The sequence below is a fragment of the Ruegeria sp. BC2 genome (assembly GCF_056539245.1).
In genome coordinates this window covers 295,639-311,823 of sequence record NZ_JBQFUQ010000001.1, presented here as the reverse complement: position 1 = coordinate 311,823, position 16,185 = coordinate 295,639, and the positions used below count along the sequence as shown (strand labels likewise).

Sequence of the window (16,185 nt, the reverse complement as noted above, 5' to 3'; positions counted from 1 at the left end):
AACCCTGTGTTAGCCAGGAGTTCCTAGCGTGAGGCATCTGCTGAAAGGAGTTCTGCCATGAACGATTCGGTGCCGTTCGCCCCATCCGCCGTCGCCCCCAGCGCCACCCGGCCTTTGCTGGGTCAGACCATTCTGGTTGTCGAGGACAGTCGTTATGCCTGTGATGCGATGCGACTGATGTGCCTGCACAGCGGCGCCCGCATTCGCCGGGCCGATTGTTTGAGGTCTGCACGCAGGCACCTTCAGATCTATCGCCCGTCGGTGATCGTGGTTGACATGGGATTGCCGGACGGCTCTGGCGCAGACCTGATCGCGGAACTGAACGCGGTTTCCCCACGTATCAGCGTCATCCTTGGTATGTCCGGCGACGACTGCGCCGAAACGCTTGCCTTGCAAGCCGGAGCCGATGGCTTTCTGGCGAAACCGTTGAATTCGCTGATCAGCTTCCAAAGGGCCATCCTGGAGAACCTCCCCGAAGACCGCCGTCCGGGTACACTCCAATCCGTCAAAGACGAACAGATCTGCCCCGATCCGCTGGCTTATCAGGATGACATGGCGCATATCGCAGATGTTCTGACCGGGCCTGCGGATTCACGCACTCTGGACTATGCCGCCCAATTCCTGCGCGGTGTTGCCCGAGATGCCGAGGATACGGTTTTGGAGCAGGCGGCCCATGACCTCGCATCCTCGCGCGCCACGGGCGCTCCGGTAACAGCCTTGGCTGCGCGCGTTGCCGGTCTTGTCCAAAGCCGTCTTGAAAGACGAAAGGCGATCTGAATGACCTTGGCCTATTTCGCGACAACGGCCATGCTCTGCGCTTGGTGGTATTGGCACACCCGCAGATCCGCACGGACCATTCGCGCCAACCGGGAGAAACAGCCTAACTGGGTGGACTGAATTCAAGTTCAAGGGGTATCAGCCACTTGGAAAACGCGGGCACCGATAAGCACTGAAGTACTTGGCGGAAAGTTCGCTTCGCGCCACCGCAGTAGTTTTGACCGCACCCAAAGGTTTTTCACACTCTGGGTACGGTCCTTGGCTCATTCCTGAGGGATGACCCGCAGGCCCAGTTCCATCAGCTGATCCGAAGTCGGGTCCGAAGGCGCTTGCATCATCAGATCTTCGGCACGCTGGTTCATCGGGAACATCATGACCTCGCGGATGTTGGCCTCGTCCGCAAGCAGCATGACGATCCGGTCGATACCGGCGGCGCAGCCCCCGTGCGGCGGAGCTCCATAGTGGAACGCGTTGAACAGCGCGCCAAAGCGGCTTTTGACCTCGTCCTCGCCGTAGCCGGCCAGTTCGAACGCCTTGAGCATGATTTCGGGCTTGTGGTTCCGGATCGCACCCGACACCAGCTCGTAACCGTTGCAGGCCAGGTCGTACTGATAGCCCTTGACCTCAAGCGGGTCGCCCTGCAGCGCCTCCATGCCACCCTGCGGCATCGAGAACGGGTTGTGTTCGAAATCGATCTCGCCGGTTTCCTCGTCCTTCTCGTAGATCGGGAAATCCACGATCCAGGCAAAGGCGAACCGGTCCTTGTCGGTCAGGCCCAGCTCTTCGCCGATAACGTCGCGCGCCTTGCCGGCGACTTTTTCAAAGGCTTTGGGCTTACCACCCAGGAAGAACGCCGCGTCACCGACCCCAAGGCCCAGCTGCTGGCGAATTGCCTCGGTGCGTTCAGGGCCGATGTTCTTGGCCAGCGGGCCGGCCGCTTCCATCCCCTCACCCTGATCGCGCCAGAAGATATAGCCCATACCGGGCAGACCTTCTTTCTGTGCAAAGGCGTTCATGCGGTCGCAGAACTTGCGGCTGCCGCCACCCGGCGCGGGGATCGCGCGGATCTCGGTACCTTCCTGTTCCAGCAGCTTGGCGAAAATCGCGAAACCGGACCCGCGGAAGTGTTCAGACACCACTTGCATCTTGATCGGGTTGCGCAGATCGGGCTTGTCGGTGCCATACCACAGCGCCGCGTCCTTGTAGGAAATCTGCGGCCATTCCTGATCAACCTTCCGGCCACCGCCGAATTCTTCAAAGATCCCCGTCAGAACTGGCTGGATGGTATCGAACACGTCCTGCTGGGTGACAAAGGACATCTCGAGGTCGAGTTGGTAGAAATCCGTGGGCGACCGGTCGGCGCGCGGGTCTTCGTCGCGGAAGCAGGGCGCGATTTGGAAATACTTGTCGAAGCCCGACACCATGATCAGCTGCTTGAACTGCTGCGGCGCCTGCGGCAACGCATAGAACTTGCCCGGATGCAGACGCGAGGGCACCAGGAAGTCGCGCGCGCCCTCGGGGCTGGAGGCGGTGATGATCGGCGTCTGATATTCGCGGAAGCCCTGATCCCACATGCGGCGGCGCATGCTGGCCACCACGTCCGAGCGCAGCGCCATATTGCGCTGCATCGCCTCGCGGCGCAGGTCCAGGTAGCGATAGCGCAGGCGGGTTTCTTCGGGGTATTCCTGATCGCCGAACACCATCAGCGGCAGTTCCTCGGCCGCGCCCAGCACTTCCAGTTCGCGGACATAGACCTCGATCTCGCCGGTGGGAAGCTTGGGGTTCACCAACTCGGGATCGCGCGCCTTGACCGTGCCGTCGATGCGGATGCACCATTCCGAGCGCACTTTCTCCAACGCGCTGAACGCGGCGCTGTCGCCGTCGCACAGGACCTGGGTCACGCCGTAGTGGTCACGCAGGTCGATGAACAGCACGCCGCCGTGATCTCGCACCCGGTGAACCCAGCCCGACAGGCGGACGGTTTCACCGACATTGGCGGCGGTCAGATCGGCGCAGGTGTGGCTGCGATAGGCGTGCATGGATGATATCCCTTCGGGCGCTGAATTCGTCGCGCCGATACACCGCGATCGGGTCGGGAAGTCAAGTGTCGGGGCGCGATGCGGGCCGGAATGCAGACAAATTCGAAAAAAATCGCTATGTTTCGGACATGTGAACTCAAATAGTTTTCCCGGCACGCGGGAGCCAGGCCCCTTGAGCAAGGAGGTTTTCGGCCGATGTGGCAAACTGTTTTGGATCGCGTATTGCGGGGTTTCATCACCCGCGGAACTCTGCGGATCACCTATCCTGACGGGACGGCGCGCACCTATGGCGACGCCACGCAGCCAGAGGCGCATATCACTCTGCATGACCCTGCATTGATGGCGCGCCTGGTGCGCAATCCCGAGATGGCTTTTGGTGAGGGCTACATGAACGGCACCCTGACCGTCGATGAGGGGGGCCTGGAAAGTGCCATGCGGATCGCGATTCGATGCGCGGCCAGCGGGTCATTGCCCTTGCTGCAGCAGATCCAGGACTGGGCCGGGTATCTGCTGAGACCGATCCTGCAGCGCAACTCGGTCCGCTCGGCGCGGCGCAACGTGGCGCATCACTATGACCTGTCCGACGACTTCTACCGGCTGATGCTGGACCCTGACATGCAGTACAGCTGCGCCTATTTCCAGCAGCCCTGGATGACTTTGGAACAGGCGCAAGCCGCCAAAAAGGCGCATATCGCGCGCAAGCTGTGCCTGGAGCCCGGAATGCGCCTGCTGGATATCGGCTGCGGCTGGGGCGGTCTGGCCCTGACGCTGGCACGTGACCACGGCGTGCAGGTGACCGGGCTGACCCTGTCGCAGAACCAGCACCGCACCGCGACCGCGCGGGTGCAGAAGGCCGGGCTGACCGACCGCATCGACATTCGGCTGATGGACTACCGGCAGATGCAGGATCAGTTCGACCGGATCGTCTCGGTCGGGATGCTGGAGCATGTGGGCGCGCCACAGCTGCGCACCTATTTCGACCGGGTCGCAGCCCTGTTGAAGCCCGACGGCGTGGCGTTGATCCATTCCATCGGCCGCAACGGGCCGCCCACCGGCCAGTCGCCCTGGCTGAACAAGTACATCTTCCCGGGCGGCTATGTCCCGTCGCTCGAGGAAATCGTCAAACCCGTAGCACGCACCGGTCTGTGGTTTCTGGATGTCGAAAGCCTGCGGCTGCATTATGCCCTGACCCTGCGTTCTTGGCGCGACCGGTTCGAGAGCAACCTGAACCAGGTGCGCGCGATGTATGATGACCGGTTCATCCGCATGTGGCGGTTCTACCTGACCGCCTGCATCCTGGTGTTTGAGGAGCGTGACCAGACCGTGTTCCAACTGCAGCTGGGTCATCGCCGCGACGCGGCGCCGTTGACGCGGGACTATTTGTATCAGCCCGATCAGGACATGCGCGACGCCGCCGAGTAGCGCCGTTAGAACGGGCGCTGCACGTTGCCGGAATAGAAGAACACGCCAAGCCCGGCGGCAAAGATGATGTTGCCGGCGATCGCGTGCAGCAGCACCGCATAGAAGAACGACCCGCGCTTGCGGTAGGCCCAGGAAAACAGCAGCCCGCCAGCGAATGTCATCACGGTGACGATCCAGTTCCAATACATCAGGTGCGCAAAGGCGAACAGCCCGGCGTTCAGCAGCGGCAAGGCCGCGCCGTCAGGCAGGATCGCGTGATAGCGGCGATAGAACAGCGTGCGGAACAGCAGCTCTTGCGGCAGCGCCGACAGCAATGGATAGCCCAGCCAGATCACGGCCAGAAATTCGGGCCGGTTCAGCAGCAGAAAAAAGGCCGCATCGGGGCGCGTGGCCATCACCAGGGCCGAACAGATCGCCGCCATTGCCAATGAAAACCCGATCACCTCGGCCCAGCGCCAGTTGCGCCAGCCATAGCGCAGCTCGGCCCAGGAAAAGCCCGGGGTGCGGTGCAGCAGGGCGATCCCGACAGCGGTGAAGAAGAACAGAGCCGGAAACATCCAGTCGGGTGGAAACAGAACCGCGATCAGCAAGGGAACCGCGACAAAGAACGCCACGAATTCGGCCTTCAGGCGCAGGTTCGACACCTGCAATCCACGCGCGGAGCTGCGGTCGCTCATGGCAGCCTCACCTTGGCCGGTATCAAACCGCGTAAGGAATTGCCCATCCAGACACGGTGCGCGGCGACCAGGTCATGCAGGGTCAGGACCGCCTCGGTCGCGCGTCCGGTTTCGATCAACTCCTCGCGCAGGATGCCCGGGAGCAGGCCCGCCGCAACCGGCGGTGTCAGCAGGCGCCCGCCGTCGATTTCGACGAACAGGTTGGTGATGGTGCCCTCGCACAGTTCATCCCGTTCGTTCAGGAACAACAGTTCGTCCACGCCGTCGGGCATTTCCGCCCGTGCCTGATCATAGATCGCGCGGCGGGTGGTCTTGTGGCGCAGCCAGGTGTTCGAGGACGTCAGCCTTGTTGTCGCCAGACCCACCGTCCAGCCCGGCGGGTTGTCTGCCAGAGGCCCCGTAGTGACCTCGGGCTTGCCGGTGATGTCCAGCGTCAGCCGACACCGCAGCGAGTCCGCTCCGGACACACCGTCCACCACTTTGCCGACGCGCCGCACGTCGAACCGAACACCCAGCCAGTCCGCAGTCCGCGCCATGCGCCGCAGGTGACGGGTCACACGTACAAACCCCTGCCCAGGCCGAAACGCAAAGGTTTCGATCAGGCGGAAATCAGGCTCAGTTGGTGCGCGAACCGGGCTTTCCATAGCGCTTCCTCATATTCCGACGCGGCGGTGCTGTCCCAGACGACGCCTCCGCCGACGTTCAACGTGGCCCGATTGCCCTCGACCATCAAGGTCCGGATCGCGACGTTGAACTCCGACCGCCCGTCCGGGGCGGCCCAGCCGATGGTGCCGCAGTAGATGTCGCGCGGCCAAGGCTCCAGATCCGACAGAATCTCCATCGCGCGGATCTTGGGCGCCCCGGTAATCGATCCACAGGGAAACAGCGCCGTCAGGATGTCGGACAGTCCCGCCCCCACCTGCAGCCGCGCCTGCACCAACGACACCATCTGATGCACGGTGGCGTAGGTCTCGACCTTGAACAGCTCGGGCACCTGAACGGTTCCCGGCAGCGCCACGCGACTGATGTCATTGCGCAGCAGGTCCACGATCATCAGGTTCTCGGCCCGGTTCTTTTCATCCGAGGACAGGAAATCGCGCCGCCGCGCGTCCTCGGCCAGATCGGCGCTGCGCGGCTGGGTGCCCTTCATCGGCCGGGTCTCGATCATCCCGGCGGCATCGGTGCGGAAGAACAGCTCGGGCGAGCGGCTGAGCAGATCGGGCAGCCCGTCCTGCTGGACCAATGCGCCATGGCCGACCGGCTGTCCGGCGGTCAGCGCGGCATAGAGCGCGGCGCTGTCGCCCTCGGTTTCCAGGTCGATGGGAAAGGTCAGGTTGGCCTGATAGATGTCGCCGGCCCCGATCGCATCATGCACGGTGCGGAAGGCTTCGGCATAGCGCGCCTCGCTCCAACGCGGCTGGAACGCAGTCAGCCCGGCCGCACCGAACGGCAGGTCCTGCACGCTCGGGCCGTCGAACACCCCAAAGCACAATAGCGGCAATCGACGGGTCGCGGGCAGCCTTGCGGCCAGCTTGGGCTCAAGCGCATAGCCAAGCTCGTAGCTGGCATATCCGGCCAGCCAGCCGCCCTGCGCGCGCGCGTCATCCAGCGCCGCCAATGCCTGGGGCACCTGCTCCGCCCAGTCGGCGCGGATCACCTGGGCAGGCCGTTCGAAACCGGTGCCCGGACCGGCGGGTCCATGATCGAAACGAATGCGCAATTGCTTCCTCATCTGTCGTGCAGCGGCATATAGAGAATACGGTGCCAAGGGAAAGGGGGGAAAGCGGCAATTTCGCTTCCGTTTCCGATCCCCCTTGCACCTTTTGCCCGGGTCCCTATAACGCACGACAATTTGGGCGCATGGGCGGCGCCCGCGACTCGTGCAAAATCGAAGGGGCCAGGCCATGCCGAAGAGAACCGACATCCAGTCGATCATGATCATCGGGGCGGGGCCCATTGTCATTGGGCAAGCTTGCGAATTCGACTATTCCGGCGCCCAGGCCTGCAAGGCCCTGCGCGAGGAAGGGTATCGGGTCATCCTGGTGAACTCGAACCCCGCCACGATCATGACCGACCCCGAACTGGCCGACGCCACCTATATCGAGCCGATCACGCCCGAGGTCGTCGCCAAGATCATCGAAAAGGAACGCCCTGACGCCCTGCTGCCTACGATGGGAGGTCAGACCGGCCTGAACACCTCCTTGGCGCTGGAGGAGATGGGCGTGCTGGAAAAATTCGGCGTCGAGATGATCGGGGCCAAGCGCGAGGCCATCGAGATGGCCGAGGACCGCAAGCTGTTCCGCGAAGCGATGGACCGCCTGGGCCTTGAAAACCCAAAGGCCACCATCATCACCGCTCCCAAAAAGGCCGACGGCTCTGCCGATCTGGATGCCGGCGTGCAGATGGCCCTGGACGAGTTGGAAAACATCGGCTTGCCCGCGATCATCCGCCCGGCCTTCACTCTGGGCGGAACCGGCGGCGGTGTGGCTTACAACCGTGAGGATTACATCCACTTTTGCCGCTCGGGCATGGATGCCTCGCCGGTGAACCAGATCCTCGTCGACGAAAGCCTTCTGGGCTGGAAAGAATATGAAATGGAGGTGGTGCGCGACACTGCCGACAACGCGATCATCGTCTGCTCGATCGAGAACGTCGATCCGATGGGCGTGCATACCGGAGACTCGATCACCGTGGCCCCTGCGCTGACGCTGACCGACAAGGAATACCAGATCATGCGCAACGGCTCGATCGCCGTTCTGCGCGAGATCGGCGTCGAAACGGGCGGATCGAACGTGCAATGGGCGATCAACCCGGCAGACGGCCGCATGGTCGTGATCGAGATGAACCCGCGTGTGTCGCGCTCGTCAGCGCTGGCGTCCAAGGCGACAGGCTTCCCGATCGCCAAGATAGCCGCCAAGCTGGCGGTGGGCTACACGCTGGACGAGCTGGACAATGACATCACCAAGGTCACGCCTGCGTCTTTCGAACCGACCATCGACTATGTCGTCACCAAAATCCCGAAATTCGCTTTCGAGAAATTCCCCGGATCCGAGCCTTACCTGACCACCGCGATGAAATCGGTGGGTGAAGCCATGTCCATCGGTCGTACCATCCACGAATCGATGCAAAAGGCGCTGGCTTCGATGGAATCGGGCCTGACCGGGTTTGACGAAGTTGAAATTCCGGGCCTCAGCATCGGCCCATGGGATGCGGTCGAAAGCAGCGACGACAAGGCACATGTCATCAAGGCCATCAGTAAGCAGACACCCGACCGTTTGCGCACCATCGCGCAGGCGATGCGCCACGGTCTGACCGACGACGAAATTTTTGCCGTCACCAAGTTCGACCCGTGGTTCCTGGCCCGTATCCGCGAGATCATCGAAGCGGAACGCACCGTCCGCAAGGACGGCCTGCCGATGACCGAGGACGGCCTGCGCCGGCTCAAGATGCTGGGCTTTACCGACGCGCGTCTGGGCAATCTGGCCGGCCGCGACGAGGCCAACGTGCGCCGCGCCCGCCACAATCTGGGCGTCACCGCCGTTTTCAAGCGGATCGACACCTGCGCCGCCGAGTTCGAGGCGCAGACGCCCTACATGTACTCGACCTACGAGGCCCCAACGATGGGCGAGGTAGAATGCGAGGCGCGCCCAAGCGACCGCAAGAAGGTCGTCATTCTGGGCGGCGGCCCCAACCGGATCGGCCAGGGGATCGAGTTCGACTATTGCTGCTGCCACGCCTGTTTCGCGCTGACGGACGCGGGCTATGAAACCATCATGGTCAACTGTAACCCCGAGACGGTGTCGACCGACTACGACACCTCGGACCGGCTGTATTTCGAGCCGCTGACCTTCGAGCATGTGATGGAGATCCTGCGGACCGAGCAGCAGAACGGCACACTGCACGGCGTCATCGTTCAGTTCGGTGGCCAGACCCCGCTGAAGCTGGCCAACGCGCTCGAGGCCGAAGGTATTCCGATCCTGGGCACCACACCCGACGCGATCGACCTGGCCGAAGACCGTGAACGGTTCCAGGCACTGGTCAACGATCTGGGCCTGAAACAACCCAAGAACGGTATCGCTTCGACCGACGCGCAGGCATTGGAAATCGCCGAGGAAATCGGCTTCCCGCTGGTGATCCGCCCGTCCTACGTGCTGGGCGGCCGCGCGATGGAGATCGTGCGCGACATGGATCAGCTGAAGCGCTACATCAACGAGGCCGTGGTGGTCTCGGGCGACAGCCCGGTGCTGCTGGACAGCTATTTGGCCGGCGCGGTCGAACTGGACGTGGACGCGCTGTGCGACGGCAAGGATGTCCATGTGGCCGGCATCATGCAGCATATCGAAGAGGCCGGTGTGCACTCGGGCGACTCGGCCTGTTCTCTGCCGCCATATTCGCTGTCGAAAGAGATCATCGCCGAGATCAAGGACCAGACCTACAAGCTGGCCAAGGCGCTGAACGTCGTGGGCCTGATGAACGTGCAGTTCGCGATCAAGGATGACGAGATCTACCTGATCGAGGTCAACCCGCGCGCCAGCCGCACCGTGCCCTTCGTGGCCAAGGCGACCGACAGCGCAATCGCTTCGATTGCCGCGCGGGTGATGGCGGGCGAGCCGCTGTCGAACTTCCCGCAACGCCCGCCCTACAAGGAAGGTCAGGACACCAAGATCGCCGACCAGATGACCCTGGCCGACCCGGACATGCCCTGGTTCTCGGTGAAAGAGGCGGTGCTGCCCTTTGCCCGCTTCCCCGGTGTCGATACCATCTTGGGTCCCGAGATGCGCTCGACCGGTGAGGTCATGGGCTGGGACCGCGATTTCCCGCGGGCCTTCCTCAAGGCGCAGATGGGCGCGGGCATGGTGCTGCCGTCCAAGGGACGGGCTTTCATCTCGATCAAGGATGCCGACAAGGGTCCGGCGATGATCGAGGCTGCGCAGGTTCTGGTCGAGCAGGGATTCTCGCTGGTGGCCACCCGCGGAACACAGACATGGCTGGAGTCCAAGGGCGTGCCCTGTGACGTGGTCAACAAGGTCTACGAGGGCCGCCCCGATGTGGTGGACATGCTGAAGGACGGTCAGGTCCAGTTGGTCATGAACACCACCGAAGGCGCGCAGGCAGTTGAGGACAGCAAGGCCATCCGCTCGATCGCGCTGTTTGACAAGATCCCCTACTACACCACGGCCGCGGCCAGCCATGCCGCCGCGCTGGCCATCAAGGCGCAGGCTGAAGGGGATGTGGAGGTCAAATCGCTACAGGGTTGAAGCCCGCAGCGGACAAGCAAAAAGCCCCGGCCTTTCGCCGGGGCTTTTTTTGGGATCATGCAGTCTGGGCCGCCAGCCTGCGCTGTTCTTCCCGAGTGAAGAACAGCAGGTAGAACACCGGCGCGGCGACCATGGTCAGGATCGTCGCGAAAGCCAGACCACCCATGATCGTGACTGCCATCGACACGAAGAACGCGTCGGTCAGCAGCGGCGCCATCCCCAGGATCGTGGTGATCGCTGCCAGCATGACCGGGCGCAGACGCGAGACCGAGGCTTCGATGATCGCGTCGCGCAGAGGCTTGCCCGTGGCGCGGACAAGGTCGATCTCTTCGACCAGAACAATACCGTTCTTGATCAGCATCCCCGACAGGCTGAGAAGCCCGAGAAGCGCGGTGAAGGTAAAGGGCAGGCCCGTGCCCAGCAGCCCGATCACCACGCCGTTCACCGACATCGGCACCAGCAGCCAGATGATGACCGGTTGCCGGATCGCGTTGAACAGCAGCACCGAGATCAGAACCATGATCAAAAGGCTCAGCGGCAACTGTTTGCCAAGGCTGGCTTGCGCTTTGCCGGAATCCTCGAACTCGCCGCCCCATTCCAGCTTGTAGCCCAGCGGCAGTTCCATGTCCTCGATCGCATCGCGAATCTCGGAATGAACCTGTGCCGCGGTCAGGCCGGCCGGGATGTCTGCGCCCACCGTGACGGTCAGGACGCGATCGCGCCGATGCACCAGTGTATTGAGCGCTTTGTACTGGAACCCGTCCACCATCTGCTCGATCGGCACGAATTTCTGTGACTGGTCCGAATACACCACTTGATCCACAATCGAGTATTCTCCGTCCGCCGGGCGACGCAAGATAATCGGGATCAGGCGGTCCCTCTCGCGGAACACGCCGCCGGTGATGCCATCCGTCGAGAATTGCAGGGTGGCGGCGATGTCTTCGCGGGTGACACCGGCCGTCTGCGCACGTTCGGTCGCATAGATCGGCTGGACCGCCAATTCCATTTCACGCCAGTCGTGATGCACGTCCAGCGCATTTGGCGATGCCGCCGACATGCGCCGCACCGCCTCGTCGGCCAGTTGCCGCAGGACGACCGGATCGCTGCCCGCGAACCGCGCCTCGATCGGGGTACCGCCGCCGGGGCCGAAGACCAGACGCTTGGTCCGGAATTCGCCTTCGGGGAATTGGGTTTCACCAAAGGCCTCCAGATCAGCACGCAGGACGGGAATGTCCTCGAGTGTTTCCGTCCGGATGATCATGTGCCCATAGCTTGGGTTGGGCTTCTCGGCCGAATAGGTCAACATGAACCGCGTCGCGCCCTGCCCCACAAACGTGGTGACCGAGACGACATCATCCCGCTGGGCCAGCCAGTCTTCGAAGACTTGCATATCGGCACTCGTCCGCGCGATCGGTGTCCCCTGCGGCAGCTTGTAGTGAACAAAGAACAGCGGCGTGTTGGAGTCCGGGAAAAACTGCTGTTTCACCATCGCGAAGCCGGCATAGCAGACCACGGTGACCCCGACCAAACCGGCCACTACCAGCCACCGGAACCGCAATGCCCAGCGCAGGATCGCCCCGTAGGTTCGGAACAGGATGCCGCTATAAGCGTCGACATCCACGTCCTTGCCCTGTTTGAAGAAATAATGCCCCAACAACGGTGTTGCTGTGATGGCCAGCACCCAGCTCAGCAGCAACGAGATCGCGATCACCGCAAACAATGAGAACAGGAATTCGCCCGTCGCATCCGGGCTGAGCCCAATCCCAGCAAAGGCCATGATTCCGATGACCGTGGCCCCCAGAAGGGGGATCTGGGTCTTGGACGCGGCCTCGTCGGCAGCGTCGCGCGAGTTTTTCCCCTTGAGCATGGAGATCTGCATCCCCTCGGCCACCACGATGGCATTGTCGACCAGCATCCCCATCGCAATGATCAGCGCGCCCAGCGAAATGCGCTCCATCTCGATGGAAAACAGCGCCATGAACAGCAAGGTCCCGACAACGGTCAACAAAAGGGTCGAGCCCACAACGACCGCCGCGCGCCAACCCATGAATATTCCAAGCACCGCCACCACGATGGCAACCGACATGGCCAGGTTCACCAGAAAATCGTTCGAAGCCTGCTCGACCACGACGTGCTGCTGGTAGATCGGCAATACATCGACGCCCGCGGGAATTTCCACATCCAGTTCGGCCAGCTTGGCGTCGACGCGCTTTCCGACCTCCACGATGTTTTCCGTCGATAGGCCGGCAATACCCAGGGTGAAGGCTTCGACGCCGTTGAACCGGATCATGATGTCAGGATCGGTCTGGCGGGCCCGGTAGACATCGGCCATGTCAAAGAGGTTGATCACTTGCCCCTGAGAGCCAACCGACAGCCCGGCGATCTCGGACACGCTGTCCGACCCGTCCGCCGTCAGGATCGTGGTGCGATCGTCGTCTGACCGAAGCGTCCCTGACGACTGGACCGAATTGGCGTTCGCGATTGCTTCGTTGATCGACTGCAACGGCACATTCTGGTTGACCGAAATGGCCAGGTCCGGCTCGATGAAAATGGCTTCGTCCGGCAAGCCCTGCACTTCAACGTCTGCAACACCTTCAACGGTCAGCAACTCGCGCCGCAAGAAGGTCGACAATTCGTGCTTTTCGGCATCGCTGAACCCTTCCGCGGTGACGGCATAGAAAAGACCGAACACGTCACCGAACCCGTCATTCACATAAGGTTGGCTGACACCGGACGGCAATCCACGCGCCGCATCCCGGACCTTGGCGCGCAGTCGGGTCCAGATATCCGGCAATTCGCTGCCATCGTAGGTAGACTTGATCTCGACTTCGATCAGCGATTGACCAGGACGGTTGACCGAGGTGATGACATCGACCTCGCCCATCTGCTGGATGGCAGATTCCAAAGGCTCCGAGACCTCCTCGGCCACCTGTTCAGCCGTCGCACCGGGATACGTGGTCAACACTACGGCGTTCTTGATGGTAAAGGCCGGATCTTCGAGCCGGCCGAGCGACGAAAATCCCCAGATCCCACCCAGCAGGGCGATCAGGATCACCAGCCACGTATAGATCGGCCTGTCGATCGAGGCGCGTGCGATATTCATATTCGCCCCCTTTAGTTCGCAAAGCCGGCAAAGCGGCGCACGGTCTGCCCATCGGTCAGAACGGACCCGCCGGCCACCACGATTTCGTCGCCGTCCGACAATCCGGTCAGAACCCGGACGTCCCCTGTCTGGGTTGGTTCGATGGTCACGGGAACACGCCGCACGGTGCCGACATCCGCACCGACCGGCGAAAAGACCATAACGCCCAGACTGCCCTCGGCGTCGGCGACAATCGCGGTCGGAGGAGCGATGATGCCAGTGCGTTTGTCATCGACCTGGACATTGACGGTTACCGACGATCCGGGCAGCACCCGCAAGTCTTCCGGCGGCGTGAGTCCGAACTGAATCCGGAACGTCTGTCCGACGCTCGAAGTTTCGGCGTCGAATTCGCGGATTTCCAACGGGAAGACCTCGTCACTTGCGGGGAATTTTGCCGTGATCGAAATGCCATCTTCCTGGCTGGTCCTTTGGAACAGGATTTCGGGCACATCGACCTCGATCCTCAATTCGGACAGATCGTGGATCCGGACGATCGGCGTTCCGGCGGCCACGGTGGTGAAGTTCTCGACCTCACGTCGCGATACCAGCGCGTCGAACGGCGCGGTCAGAGTCGTGTGCTCGAGGTTGTACTCGGCGTCACGCACCGCAATAGCGGCCAGTTGGGCGGCGGTTTCAGCGTCATCGACAGCGACCTGACTTGCAGTCGTCCCCCGCAGGCGCGACAGGCGGGCCACGGTGCGGTCAGCCTGATCCTTCTGAAGACGCGCACGTTCCAGTGCCAGTTCGAACGGCTCTTGGTCCAGCTTTGCAATCAAGCTGCCCTTGGGCACCTGGAATCCTTCGTTGACGGGCAGTTCCACGATCTGTCCGGCGACCTGAAACGCCAGATCGACAGTCTGCCGCGCGGCCACGCGCCCGAAGAACTGGCGTGAAAATCCGGGAGCGGTCTCATGCACCACCATAAGTTTTACAGGCTTGGTGTCGTCTTGCGCCGCAAGCGGTGCGGCCAGTACGGCAAGGGCGAGGCCCAGCGAAGTCAGCAGCTTCATTTCGTCAATCCCTCGGGTATTCCCGTTTTCAGAATGTTGTCCCGGATCTTGCGGGCAAGCCGGGCAAATTGAGCGGTTTCCTCGTCATCCAACCCGGAGGCACGGTGAAACAGCTCTCCGGCGGTGGTGACCAGCATGTTGCGGGCTTCGGCACCTTTGTCGGTCAGCACCAGCAACCACGCACGGCGATCATCGGGATCCTGCTGACGGGTCAGATAGCCGGCCGCCTCAAGCGCATCGGCGGTGGCCGTAATGGTCGACGGCACGGTCAGCATGTCGGCCGCCAACACTCCCATCCGCTTGGGCTGATCCAACTTGATCAACATATGGCATTCCTGATGGCTGAGATCGGTATCGATGCAGCCGAAACTCTCTTCCAGTTTCCAGTACAGCGCATAGACGCCCATCATCGCCTGGATCTCAGGGGTCAGTCGGGCCAGCCGTTCACTGATGTCTTTGGTCATGGATGCTCTCCGCACGAGTCGAGCGGTGATATACTTCGGATTCCGAACTATTCAAGATGTGAAGTTGAATTTGCGCAAACCTATGCCGTTCCCTTGGGTCAACATCTCTTGATCTGAGGGCGCTGTGACTGCATTTTGGGCGAATCCGAAACATTCAGGACCCGACATGTACACGCCCGCAATCACCGGTACCGGGGTTTTCACGCCCGAAAACGTCATCACCAATGCCGAGCTGGTCAAAGCCTTCAACGCCTATGCCGACAAGATGAATGCTGCCAACGCCGATGCCATCGCCGCGGGCGAGATGGAGCCGATGCAGCACTCCTCGGAAGAGTTCATCGTCAAGGCCTCGGGCATCGAGAACCGCTACGTCATGGACAAGACCGGTGTGCTGGACCCGGACGTGATGCATCCCCTGCTGCGCCAGCGCAGCGATGATGAGCCGGGCATTATGACCGAGATGGCGCTGGACGCCTGCAAAAAGGCGCTGGCTCAGGCAGGTCGGACGGCGGCGGATGTCGATCTGGTGATCTGTGCCGCGTCGAACCATGAACGCGCCTATCCCGCCATTGCGGTCGAAATCCAGAACGCGTTGGGCATCGCTGGTTTTGGGTTCGATATGAACGTGGCCTGTTCTTCGGCGACGTTCGGCATTCAGGCCGCGGCCGACATGATCCGGTCGGGGTCCGTACGGGCGGCGCTGGTGGTCAACCCCGAGATCTGCTCGGGACACCTGGAATGGCGCGACCGGGATTGCCACTTTATCTTCGGTGACGTGGCCACCGCCACGCTGATCGAGCGGATCGAGGATGCAAAGGGCCCGCATTTCGAAATCCTGTCGACCCGCTGCGCAACCGAGTTTTCGAACAACATCCGCAACAACAACGGTTTTCTGCGGCGCACCCGGCCCGACGGATTGAAGGACCGCCGCGACATGCAGTTCATGCAGAACGGCCGCAAGGTGTTCAAGGAAGTGCTGCCGATGGTCAGCAAACACATCAGCGACCACATGGATTCCGAAGGGATCGAAAGCGGCGATCTCAAGCGGCTGTGGCTGCACCAGGCCAACAAGACGATGAATGATTTCATCGGCAAAAAGGTCTTGGGCCGAGAGCCGGAGCCGGGCGAACAGCCCAACATCCTGCAGGACTATGCCAATACATCGTCCGCCGGGTCGATCATCGCCTTTTCCAAATATTCAGACGATCTTCAGGATGGCGATGTCGGCCTGATCTGCTCGTTCGGTGCAGGATATTCGGTGGGGTCCGTCATCGTCAAACGCCACGCCTGACACGCCGGCGCCGCCGGTCCACGTCCGGCGCAACAAGCGATAACCTCGAATATTTCGCCCGCGCAGGCGGACTGGTTTTGTATTCCTGAAAACTTCTTCAGAATT

General features: G+C 62.0%; 11 protein-coding genes. 4 read left to right on the top strand and 7 right to left on the bottom strand.

Annotated elements, in window-relative coordinates:
* The first annotated feature begins 57 nt into the window (after window positions 1-57).
* Window positions 58-777 carry a response regulator gene (locus tag ACR0CU_RS01490; RefSeq protein ID WP_170444670.1) on the top strand — a complete coding sequence of 240 codons (720 nt, stop codon included), beginning with the start codon at window positions 58-60 and terminating at the stop codon, window positions 775-777.
* Window positions 778-1,040: 263 nt separating this feature from the next.
* On the opposite strand, the gene aspS is transcribed toward ACR0CU_RS01490, so the two are convergent.
* Entirely contained in the window at window positions 1,041-2,816 is a 1,776-nt protein-coding gene (gene aspS / locus ACR0CU_RS01485; RefSeq protein WP_170364775.1) for an aspartate--tRNA ligase, read from the bottom strand.
* A gap of 195 nt (window positions 2,817-3,011) precedes the next feature.
* Here aspS and ACR0CU_RS01480 point away from each other — a divergent pair, with 195 nt between their 5' ends.
* Window positions 3,012-4,238 carry a class I SAM-dependent methyltransferase gene (locus tag ACR0CU_RS01480; protein WP_480642310.1) on the top strand — a complete coding sequence of 409 codons (1,227 nt, stop codon included), beginning with the start codon at window positions 3,012-3,014 and terminating at the stop codon, window positions 4,236-4,238.
* A 5-nt stretch (window positions 4,239-4,243) separates the two neighbouring features.
* On the opposite strand, the gene ACR0CU_RS01475 is transcribed toward ACR0CU_RS01480, so the two are convergent.
* From ACR0CU_RS01475 to ACR0CU_RS01465, 3 genes are read right to left on the bottom strand one after another with little or no spacing between them, the layout of a single operon-like run.
* Entirely contained in the window at window positions 4,244-4,915 is a 672-nt protein-coding gene (locus ACR0CU_RS01475; protein WP_170444662.1) for a CPBP family intramembrane glutamic endopeptidase, read from the bottom strand.
* Entirely contained in the window at window positions 4,912-5,559 is a 648-nt protein-coding gene (locus ACR0CU_RS01470) for an aminotransferase class IV family protein (protein ID WP_170444659.1), read from the bottom strand. The genes ACR0CU_RS01475 and ACR0CU_RS01470 overlap by 4 nt, the downstream gene beginning before the upstream one ends.
* On the bottom strand, window positions 5,514-6,647 hold the full coding sequence (locus ACR0CU_RS01465) for an aminodeoxychorismate synthase component I (RefSeq protein WP_170444656.1): 1,134 nt from the start codon (window positions 6,645-6,647) through the stop codon (window positions 5,514-5,516). Before ACR0CU_RS01465 ends, ACR0CU_RS01470 begins: the two co-directional genes overlap by 46 nt.
* Window positions 6,648-6,819: 172 nt before the next feature.
* Between ACR0CU_RS01465 and carB the strand changes: the two genes are divergently transcribed.
* Complete coding sequence (gene carB, locus ACR0CU_RS01460; RefSeq protein ID WP_170444653.1) at window positions 6,820-10,173, top strand: carbamoyl-phosphate synthase large subunit; 3,354 nt, start codon at window positions 6,820-6,822, stop codon at window positions 10,171-10,173.
* A 55-nt stretch (window positions 10,174-10,228) separates the two neighbouring features.
* Here the strand turns inward: carB and ACR0CU_RS01455 are convergent, their stop codons facing one another.
* Genes ACR0CU_RS01455 through ACR0CU_RS01445 form a run of 3 tightly spaced genes read right to left on the bottom strand, consistent with a single transcriptional unit; the run spans window position 10,229 to window position 14,789 of the window.
* Entirely contained in the window at window positions 10,229-13,276 is a 3,048-nt protein-coding gene (locus ACR0CU_RS01455; RefSeq protein WP_170444650.1) for an efflux RND transporter permease subunit, read from the bottom strand.
* 11 nt (window positions 13,277-13,287) lie between these two features.
* On the bottom strand, window positions 13,288-14,325 hold the full coding sequence (locus tag ACR0CU_RS01450) for an efflux RND transporter periplasmic adaptor subunit (protein WP_170444647.1): 1,038 nt from the start codon (window positions 14,323-14,325) through the stop codon (window positions 13,288-13,290).
* Entirely contained in the window at window positions 14,322-14,789 is a 468-nt protein-coding gene (locus ACR0CU_RS01445) for a MarR family winged helix-turn-helix transcriptional regulator (protein ID WP_093964681.1), read from the bottom strand. The genes ACR0CU_RS01450 and ACR0CU_RS01445 overlap by 4 nt, the downstream gene beginning before the upstream one ends.
* Before the next feature lie 166 nt (window positions 14,790-14,955).
* On the opposite strand from ACR0CU_RS01445, the gene ACR0CU_RS01440 reads away from it, so the two are divergent.
* Window positions 14,956-16,080, top strand: a complete 1,125-nt coding sequence (locus tag ACR0CU_RS01440) for a beta-ketoacyl-ACP synthase III (RefSeq protein ID WP_170444644.1) — start codon at window positions 14,956-14,958, stop codon at window positions 16,078-16,080.
* The last annotated feature ends 105 nt before the right edge of the window (window positions 16,081-16,185 follow it).

Bases quoted from the DNA above. Each gene is read 5' to 3' on its own strand.
- ACR0CU_RS01490 (WP_170444670.1), top strand. From the start codon at position 58: ATGAACGATTCGGTGCCGTTCGCCCCATCCGCCGTCGCCCCCAGCGCC.
- aspS (WP_170364775.1), bottom strand. From the start codon at position 2,816: ATGCACGCCTATCGCAGCCACACCTGCGCCGATCTGACCGCCGCCAAT.
- ACR0CU_RS01480 (WP_480642310.1), top strand. From the start codon at position 3,012: ATGTGGCAAACTGTTTTGGATCGCGTATTGCGGGGTTTCATCACCCGC.
- ACR0CU_RS01475 (WP_170444662.1), bottom strand. From the start codon at position 4,915: ATGAGCGACCGCAGCTCCGCGCGTGGATTGCAGGTGTCGAACCTGCGC.
- ACR0CU_RS01470 (WP_170444659.1), bottom strand. From the start codon at position 5,559: ATGGAAAGCCCGGTTCGCGCACCAACTGAGCCTGATTTCCGCCTGATC.
- ACR0CU_RS01465 (WP_170444656.1), bottom strand. From the start codon at position 6,647: ATGAGGAAGCAATTGCGCATTCGTTTCGATCATGGACCCGCCGGTCCG.
- carB (WP_170444653.1), top strand. From the start codon at position 6,820: ATGCCGAAGAGAACCGACATCCAGTCGATCATGATCATCGGGGCGGGG.
- ACR0CU_RS01455 (WP_170444650.1), bottom strand. From the start codon at position 13,276: ATGAATATCGCACGCGCCTCGATCGACAGGCCGATCTATACGTGGCTG.
- ACR0CU_RS01450 (WP_170444647.1), bottom strand. From the start codon at position 14,325: ATGAAGCTGCTGACTTCGCTGGGCCTCGCCCTTGCCGTACTGGCCGCA.
- ACR0CU_RS01445 (WP_093964681.1), bottom strand. From the start codon at position 14,789: ATGACCAAAGACATCAGTGAACGGCTGGCCCGACTGACCCCTGAGATC.
- ACR0CU_RS01440 (WP_170444644.1), top strand. From the start codon at position 14,956: ATGTACACGCCCGCAATCACCGGTACCGGGGTTTTCACGCCCGAAAAC.